The sequence below is a fragment of the Bacillus sp. S4 genome (assembly GCF_040838205.1).
GTDB lineage: Bacteria > Bacillota > Bacilli > Bacillales > Bacillaceae_G > Bacillus_A > Bacillus_A cereus_U.
On sequence record NZ_JBFPJI010000163.1, the window covers coordinates 1 to 7,063 of the forward strand.

The window sequence follows — 7,063 nt, forward strand, 5'->3', positions numbered from 1 at the left end:
ATATTATATCAAAAGTGAAAAGATTCTCAATATGTAATGTTGCATATTGAGAGTTTTGGAGATTCCTTAGTTTGATAGCTTCAGCATTATTCTTTTAAGAAAAAGGTAAGAGGTGATTTTGTGATACGATTAGCAAAAGAGGTTGATGCGGAATCAATTATGGCTATTAGAAAAGAAATTATATTATCGGAAACTACTACAAAGTTTTTTATAGTATCTCCAAATAAAGTACCAAATGATATTGATTTAGAAAGAGAAAAAATACGGAAAAGTAAGGGAAAAGGTAATCTTTACATAGTTTATGAAGTAGATAATAAGGTGGTTGGCTTTTTACTTTTCAATCGATATGAACTAGAACGCTTACGACATGCAGGTACAATGGGAATGGGGATTAGAGAGGCGTACTGTAATCAAGGCATTGGTACGAAGCTAATTGAATTTCTTATTAGCTGGGCTAAAGGGCAGAAAGGTTTAGAGAAAATTTGCTTAGGTGTAGTTTCTATTAATGATAGGGCAATTCAAGTGTACAAACGTATTGGTTTTGTAGAAGAAGGAAGACAAAGAAAGCAAATTAAATATGAAGATGGATCATATGGAGACGATGTATTGATGGGTTTTTATATTGGCTAAAAAAGAGAAACCTTCTATTAGTAGCAAGTAACATGCCCGGATAAGGGACGTTTTGCGTAATCATATAGCCAGTAAGTGAACACTTTGAAGTAGATATAATAACTTCGTCGTTCTGTAATAGTTGTTTTGCACCTGTTAAGATTGGATTCATTGTATACATTTCTTTCGTTTGGATGTATGAATGTTGTATCGAAATTGAAAAGGCTCCCAATATTGCATATTGGGAGTCTCTTTTTAGTAGAAGTGTTTACACTTAGCAAACCTTAAGCTCTAGCCGATCTTTCTGACGAAGATGGTGTGCAAAATGCATAGAAATGAGCTGGAACCACTCTGCCGCATTTAAGTAACCAAGTCCAGGGTGCTCTACTTTACAATCATTAGGAATAGAAGTAAGTGTTGGCTCAATGTCTTTAACAACTGTAATTAATTCCAGAAAACGTTCTTGTACTTCTTCTTTGTTAGTTGGATTTTCGGGTGCATATCCCGGATGATCTGGCACTTTTATTTGTATGTCAGGAAAAGCCCCCATTATATATACTTTTTCACCCATATCCGTTTTTTTGTTAGTTACAGAGGGCATTTCAGTTCTACATTTTGCGATTGCATCTAACTGCATATATGTAGCCGAAAGTAAATGATTATACATTTGACCAAGAGACCATTCTTCTGTAGAAGGTTTCGTTCTAAATTGTTCGAGAGAGTATTTTTCTAATTCCTCTATGTAATACGTTGCTAAATCCTCAAATTTGTTCATATTGTTATCCCCTTTTTAAGAAAATGTATTTGTTAATACCTACAATAAAGGAGGGCTACTGACAACATTATGTCAGTAGTAAAATAAAAAATTAAAGTTTTAACATTTTTTTTACTTCATCATATATTTTCTCAGAAAGAATTTTTGGCTCTAGTACTTGCACTTGGCTACCCCAGCTTAATATCCATTGAAAGACTTCATCTATATTTCTTGATTTCAAAAAGACATGAAAACCATTATCCTGATGCTCGTATGAATCTATAAAAAAGTATCGTGATTCAATAATTTTATGTGCAATATGGGATGGAAATAATAAATGAATCGTAACAGTACGATTGTTTTCAGGTTGATAGTCTTGTAAAGAAAAGTCCTTCGGTTTTGTAAAGAATTCTTGTTCTTGCTGTAATGTATCCATACGGTCTAAACGAAAATTACGTATTTGTTTTCGCAGTAAGCAATGAGCAACGATGTACCAAATTCCTGAAATATTGACTAAACCGTAAGGATGAACGGTCCGATTTATTTTTGTAGTTTCTCTTGGTTTACGATAAGAAAAAGAGATAGCTTGTTCTTTTTGAATAGATTCTTGCAATAAGAAAAGTTGGTTTTCTAGTTGTTCTCGCTCGGGTTGCTGATGAGAAAATATAGGAGAAAGGAAACGGAAAGTTCCTCGCAGCTCTTCAACTTTCTTTTTTTGATCAGTAGAGAGGACAACCTCAAGTTTCTCTTTTGCCGATTGCGCATGTACAGAAAAAGAAGAATTGAAAGTTTTCTCAATATAATCACCGCCTAATAAAAGAGTAACAGCCTCTTCAGGCGTAAGTTGAATGGGTGGTAAGAAATAACCATCCATTAATGAATAACCGTGACCAGGCATTGCGAAAAGCGGGACGCCAGATTCACTAAGTGCATCCATATCTCGATAAATAGTGCGTATACTTGTCTCGAATTTTTCAGCTAAGCCTTGTGCTGTAACGGTTTGTTTTCTTTGTAATTCAATTAATATAGCTAATAAACGATCCGTCCGATTCATGAAATATCATCCTTTATTTTATAAATATTCTTATTGTGAAATTCTAAAAGTAGTGTGTAATTTCCTGCAGTTAACAGACTTTTCCCTATGTATAATATTAATATAGTAAAATCATAAGAACCTATATTGCAGTTTCCAATAATATACTATATAATCAGGATAAGAAAACGTTTTCATGCAAAGGGGGAAAATTTCGTGTCGACTATCGAGGACGTGGCGAAATTAGCGGGGTTATCAAGGACAACGGTTTCTAGGGTGATCAATAATCATCCATATGTTTCAGATGAGAAGAAGAAAAGGGTTCAATTAGCAATGAAGCATTTAGGCTTCGTTCCTAATTCTGCGGCGAGAAGGCTTCGTAAACAAAAAACAGAAACAATTGCGGTGCTTGTTCCAAGGATTACAAATCCTTTTTTTAGTAGATTTATTGAAGCAATCGAGATTGCTGCTTCTGAACATAAATATAAACTGATTATTTGTCAAACAAGATATTTACCGGAAAAAGAGATGGAGTATTTACAATTATTATCTACGAAACAAGTAGATGGGATTATTCTATGTTCACTAGAAAATCCGTGGGAAGATGTAGAGCCATACTTGCAACACGGTCCAATCGTGTTATGTAATGAATATATTGAGGAAGCAAATGTTCCAACAGTGAAATTTGATCATGCACAGGGAGCATACATAGCTGCCAATCATGTATTAGAACAAGGATATCGTAATCTGATTTTTTGCCGTGGTAACGAAACGAAAGTAGTGAGCCAACAGCGAAAAATGGGCTTTTTACGCGCTATTACTGAAAAGAGTAGAGAAGTGGAAGCGATCGATTTTCTTGAAAACGCTTTCTCTTGGGACGATGGAAAACGAATATTCAATGAAGTATTAAAGGACAAAAAAAATCCTACCGCGATTTTGGCAGGAGGCGACGAGGTTGCAGCTGGAATTATCTCAGAGGCGAAACGCCATGGTTGGAGTATTCCAGAAGATCTCGCTGTGATCGGTTTTGATAATCAAATTTTAGCGCAGATTACAGAGCCAGGTATTACGACAATTGAACAGCCAATCGACGAGATGGCCCGAAAAGTTGTCGAATTAATGATGGATAAAATCCATACGAAAAATTATCGACAAAAAGAATTGTATGAGTTTGAACTAGAGCTCTTGGTGAAAGGTTCAACGATGAAGGATACGATGTTATTAGCCTAGTAGACTATGTCTGCTAGGTTTTTTTATGTTCACAAACTACTATTCTTCGTGAACGCAATCGTCACATTTGTTATGGTATGCTTCGTGTTGCTCATCAATTTCCTTCCCGCAGTGTGCACAAGTTTTCGTCGGTAAATTTCGGAAAAACTCCATTGGTTGATCAATCATGTCAATCCCTCCATTTCCATTTCTTACTATCATTGTATTAGTACAAAAAACAAAAGTCAACAACTGTTTTATAACAAAATTGAAAATTAATGAAAAAGTTTAGGAAATGGATTATAGTTAACAATGTAGGATGTAAGTAAAAAACTTTCTCAAGTACGGAGAAAAACCGCATTCCTACACGGTTTTAGAAAGGATGGATACATATGAAGATGACTGTTGTCGGCTTTTGGGGCGGCTTTCCAGAAGCGGGAGAAGCAACGTCGGGGTATTTGTTTGAACACGATGGTTTTCGTTTACTTGTAGACTGTGGTAGTGGTGTACTAGCACAGCTTCAAAAATATATAACACCATCTGATATAGATGCAGTTGTATTGTCGCACTATCATCACGATCATGTTGCAGATATTGGGGTATTGCAATATGCAAGATTAATTACGAGTGTGACAAAAGGACAACTACCGGAGTTACCAATATACGGTCATTTGTTTGATGAGAATGGATTCCATTCTTTAACGCATGAACCGCATACGAAAGGAATCGCGTACAATCCAGAAGAAACACTTCAAATTGGACCGTTCTCCATTTCATTCTTAAAAACTGTTCATCCTGTTACATGCTTTGCGATGCGTATTACAGCTGGGGATGATGCCATAGTATACAGTGCAGATTCAAGTTATATTCCTGAATTTATTCCGTTCACAAAAGATGCTGATCTTTTCATTTGTGAATGTAATATGTATGCACATCAAGAGGCTGCCAAAGCAGGGCATATGAATAGTACAGAAGTAGCAAGTATTGCGAAAACTGCGAATGTAAAAGAACTTTTATTAACGCATTTGCCACATACAGGCAATCCATCTGATTTAGTAACAGAAGCAAAACAAATTTTCAGTGGCCATATTACGCTTGCGCATAGTGGTTACGTTTGGAATTCATGAGGTGATACGATGTTATTTATTGATAATAAAGGGATTACAGATCCTACGATAAACTTAGCGATTGAAGAATATTGTGTTAAAAATTTAGATATTAACGAAACATATTTACTGTTCTACATTAATGAGCCTTCGATTATCATTGGTAAAAACCAAAACACAGTGGAAGAAATTAATGCAGATTACGTAAAAGAAAAAGGCATTCATGTCGTTCGTCGTTTATCAGGCGGAGGCGCAGTATATCATGATTTAGGAAACTTAAACTTCAGCTTTATTACGAAAGATGATGGAGACAGTTTCAGCAACTTCAAAAAATTCACAGAACCTGTAACGAAAGCGCTTGGTAAACTAGGCGTAAATGCAGAGCTAAGTGGTCGTAACGACATTTTAGCTGAAGGTAGAAAAATTTCAGGTAACGCTCAGTTTTCAACGAAAGGTCGTATGTTTAGTCACGGTACGTTATTATTTGACTCTGAAATCGATCACGTTGTATCAGCACTAAAAGTGAAGATGGATAAGATTCAATCAAAAGGAATTAAATCAATCCGTAGCCGCGTTGCGAATATTACAGAGTTCTTAAACGAAAAAATGACGACAGAAGAGTTTAGACAACTTCTGCTAGAAACAATTTTCGAAGGAGAAACAGAAATTCCAACGTACGAATTAACAGAAGCTGATTGGAAAGAAATCTATAAAATTTCTGAAGAACGTTACCGCAATTGGGACTGGAACTACGGGAAGTCTCCGAAGTTCAACTTACAACATTCACACCGCTTCCCAGTTGGACAAGTTGATGTTCGCCTTGAAGTGAAAAAAGGAACAGTAACAGAATGTAAAATTTACGGTGATTTCTTCGGATCACTAGATGTTCATGACATTGAAGAACGTCTAACAGGCGTACAATTTGATAAAGATACATTCACTGTAGCTTTAGAAGGCGTAGATATCGCGCGTTACTTCGGTAATATTACAACAGAAGATTTCTTGCATTTATTCTTCTAAATAGAAAAGAGACTGTCATAACTGGCAGCCTCTTTTCTATTTAACTTGGAAAGCTTTTAGTATTAATCTTTATATTTTTCTCGTGCGTCTTTGAAAATACTTTCAATAACACCATCATTTTGAACATGATCTTCCGAAAGTGTAGAGGATTTATTGATGGTTGTCTTCTGTGTATATAAAGGTACCTTTCCAAATGTAACGGCACGAGTTGCATATTTGCCATCATCTACTGGTATTAAGAATAATAGGTATTCTTTTTCTTTAACCATGTTTGTGTAACCGTTGATATTGTAAGCTGTATTAGTTTGTTTATCATAATAAGCATTTTCGGTTATTTGAATTTCTTTGCCCACTAATATATTAGTATCCTGTTGACTATTTTTATATACGTTATTCACTTTGAAACCAGATAAAGTGAAACCTCCATTTACTTCGCCATCAACTTCTGATCTATAAATTTCTGTTTCTTTTTCATCTGTTTTTATTCCACGAACTATAATTGGTGAATTATTTTCTAGTTCTTCCAAATTGTTGAAGCCGTCAGTTTTTGCATCGAATGTGATCTCTTTTGACTTAGATTCAACAAAGGGATTTCCTATAAATAAAAATGTGATGAAGCTTAATACTATGATTATCGATAAGAACCTCAGTGATTTTTTCATCTGTATAATGCCCCCTTTTAATATCTTGCATTAATTCCAGCCCAATCATCTGATTGTGGATAATCTTTATAATTAAACTCATACTGTCGCATTACAGAAATACTGTCATTACTTTTTTGAGTGTGCCCTAAACCGAGAGCATGGCCTACTTCATGAACTGCAGTTTCTTTACGTCTTGCTGAGTCTAATTCTACACGCCATTTTTTAAAAAGAGTGACATTACCGCTACCGCGAAAAATCCCATAAGTATCTCCATTATATCTATCTACATATTCAATTTTGACATTTGCTCCCCCTGGGAGACTGGATTCTTTAGTAAATTGAATTTTTGAGGAAGGATTCCAAGCAGTGATGCCCCTTAAAACCTCACCTTTTAACCCGTATTTACTAAACTCACCATGAATCCAATAATAGGCATTATTTGGATTAGAAATCTTTGAACCATTATGTGTATATGCCTTGATAGAAGATGGTAATACTGTAGCAAATAACAATAAACCGAGTAACGAAAAAATAATTTTTTTACTGTTTCTAACAATATTCCTTCTTTCTGTAATTTTTTATACTTAAATGTAATTTTTCTATAAATAGGTAAATATTCCTTTTTTTATTTCTTTTAAGCATATAAATTTATTTTAATTTGATGTAAAATAAAATGAATTACCTGTAC

General features: G+C 34.8%; 9 protein-coding genes and 1 pseudogene. 4 read left to right on the plus strand and 6 right to left on the minus strand.

The features are described 5' to 3' along the window. The first annotated feature begins 120 nt into the window (after window positions 1–120). Window positions 121–630, plus strand: a complete 510-nt coding sequence (locus tag AB3X48_RS14850; RefSeq protein WP_016104116.1) for a GNAT family N-acetyltransferase — start codon at window positions 121–123, stop codon at window positions 628–630. On the opposite strand, the pseudogene AB3X48_RS14855 reads toward AB3X48_RS14850, so the two are convergent. The 3 genes and pseudogenes from AB3X48_RS14855 to AB3X48_RS14865 all read right to left on the minus strand — a co-directional run. Then, a pseudogene (locus tag AB3X48_RS14855) lies at window positions 605–790 on the minus strand (PH domain-containing protein); the annotation flags it as partial. The gene AB3X48_RS14850 and the pseudogene AB3X48_RS14855 sit on opposite strands and share 26 nt — an antisense overlap. 93 nt (window positions 791–883) lie before the next feature. After that, window positions 884–1,384 (minus strand): DinB family protein, encoded by a 501-nt coding sequence (locus tag AB3X48_RS14860; RefSeq protein ID WP_016104117.1) that lies wholly within the window; start codon window positions 1,382–1,384, stop codon window positions 884–886. 91 nt (window positions 1,385–1,475) lie between these two features. Further along, a complete protein-coding gene (locus AB3X48_RS14865) occupies window positions 1,476–2,417 on the minus strand; it encodes a helix-turn-helix transcriptional regulator (protein WP_199714900.1) in 942 nt (313 codons plus the stop codon). A 195-nt stretch (window positions 2,418–2,612) separates the two neighbouring features. Here AB3X48_RS14865 and AB3X48_RS14870 point away from each other — a divergent pair, with 195 nt between their 5' ends. After that, the gene (locus AB3X48_RS14870) at window positions 2,613–3,626 is read left to right on the plus strand and encodes a LacI family DNA-binding transcriptional regulator (protein WP_016104119.1); all 1,014 of its coding nucleotides are present in this window, start codon (window positions 2,613–2,615) and stop codon (window positions 3,624–3,626) included. A 39-nt stretch (window positions 3,627–3,665) separates the two neighbouring features. On the opposite strand, the gene yhfH is transcribed toward AB3X48_RS14870, so the two are convergent. Then, entirely contained in the window at window positions 3,666–3,794 is a 129-nt protein-coding gene (gene yhfH / locus AB3X48_RS14875) for a protein YhfH (RefSeq protein WP_000567010.1), read from the minus strand. A gap of 203 nt (window positions 3,795–3,997) precedes the next feature. On the opposite strand from yhfH, the gene AB3X48_RS14880 reads away from it, so the two are divergent. Further along, entirely contained in the window at window positions 3,998–4,732 is a 735-nt protein-coding gene (locus AB3X48_RS14880; RefSeq protein WP_016104120.1) for an MBL fold metallo-hydrolase, read from the plus strand. 9 nt (window positions 4,733–4,741) lie between these two features. Then, the gene (gene lplA / locus AB3X48_RS14885; RefSeq protein WP_002158958.1) at window positions 4,742–5,731 is read left to right on the plus strand and encodes a lipoate--protein ligase; all 990 of its coding nucleotides are present in this window, start codon (window positions 4,742–4,744) and stop codon (window positions 5,729–5,731) included. A 62-nt stretch (window positions 5,732–5,793) separates the two neighbouring features. On the opposite strand, the gene AB3X48_RS14890 is transcribed toward lplA, so the two are convergent. Together AB3X48_RS14890 and AB3X48_RS14895 are read right to left on the minus strand one after the other, a co-directional pair. Beyond that, on the minus strand, window positions 5,794–6,393 hold the full coding sequence (locus AB3X48_RS14890; protein ID WP_002202847.1) for a hypothetical protein: 600 nt from the start codon (window positions 6,391–6,393) through the stop codon (window positions 5,794–5,796). A gap of 17 nt (window positions 6,394–6,410) precedes the next feature. Then, window positions 6,411–6,887 (minus strand): matrixin family metalloprotease, encoded by a 477-nt coding sequence (locus AB3X48_RS14895; protein ID WP_016104122.1) that lies wholly within the window; start codon window positions 6,885–6,887, stop codon window positions 6,411–6,413. Window positions 6,888–7,063: the final 176 nt, after the last annotated feature.